General features: G+C 65.8%; 1 protein-coding gene. It reads right to left on the bottom strand.

The genetic code is table 11. The features are described from left to right. Positions 1–69: 69 nt before the first annotated feature. The coding region (locus NKI73_RS33540) for an IS256 family transposase (protein ID WP_352636340.1) at positions 70–1,183 on the bottom strand (1,114 nt) is incomplete at its 5' end.

Raw genomic sequence — 1,183 nt, 5'->3', positions numbered from 1 at the left:
GATCGTGTCCCGCTGCGTGGTGTAGCTGACGGCTTGGTCGCCGCGCTCTCCGGCATGGGGCCGGGCTGATCAGCGTGCCACGGCTGGCAGGCTGATCAGAGGATCATCGCTCATTTGGCTGATGGTTTCCAGCGTCATGTATCTGGCGCGCTGCACGGCCCATTCGTCGTTCTGTTCGAGCAGGATAGCGCCAACCAGGCGGACGATGGCGCCATCATTTGGGAAGATGCCGACGACCTCGGTGCGCCGCTTGATCTCGCCGTTGAGGCGCTCGATCGGGTTGGTCGAGTGCAGCTTGGCGCGGTGCTCCTTGGGGAAGGTCATGTAGGCAAGCACGTCGGGCTCGGCATCGTCCATGATTGTCGCCAGCTTCGGCACCTTCGGCCGGATCTGGTCGGCGACGGCGCGCCATTGCGTGCTTGCGGCCCCGGGCGTTTCCTGGGCGAAGGCGGTGGCGATGAAAGCGGAGACGACGCGGCGCCCGCTCTTGCCGGCATGGGCCAGCACGTTCCTCATGAAGTGGACGCGGCACCTCTGCCATGTCGCGCACAGCACCTTGGTGACGGCCGCCTTGATGCCTTCATGGGCATCGGAGACGACGAGCTTGACGCCGCGCAGGCCACGGCGGGTCAGCTTGCGCAGGAACTCCGTCCAGATCGGCTCGGCCTCAGACGTGCCGACCTCCATGCCCAGCACCTCGCGTCGGCCGTCCGCATTGACGCCGACAGCGATGATGACGGCGACCGAGACGATGCGGCCGCCGCGGCGCACCTTCAGGTAGGTGGCATCGATCCACAGATATGGCCAGTCGCCCTCGATGGGTCTTTCAAGGAACGCTTTGACCTTGCCGTCGATCTCTTCGCACAGCCGGCTGACCTGGCTTTTGGAGATGCCGCTCATGCCCATGGCCTTGACCAGATCGTCGACCGAGCGGGTCGAGATACCCTGGACGTAGGCCTCCTGGATGACGGCGGTCAGCGCCTTCTCGGCCATGCGGCGCGGTTCGAGAAAACCGGGGAAGTAGGAGCCCTTCCTGAGCTTGGGGATGCGCAGTTCGACAGTGCCGGCCCGCGTCTCCCAGTCGCGCTCGCGATAGCCGTTGCGCTGGGCCGTGCGCAACGGGTTCTTCTCGCCATAGGCGGCGCCGGTGGCGGCCCCAACCTCCAACTCCATCAGCCGCTCG

Origin of the sequence: Mesorhizobium sp. M0496 (genome assembly GCF_040321205.1) — a bacterium.
GTDB lineage: Bacteria > Pseudomonadota > Alphaproteobacteria > Rhizobiales > Rhizobiaceae > Mesorhizobium.
The sequence above is the reverse complement of the archived record's forward strand: the minus strand, read 5'-3'. Positions and strand labels throughout refer to the sequence as shown.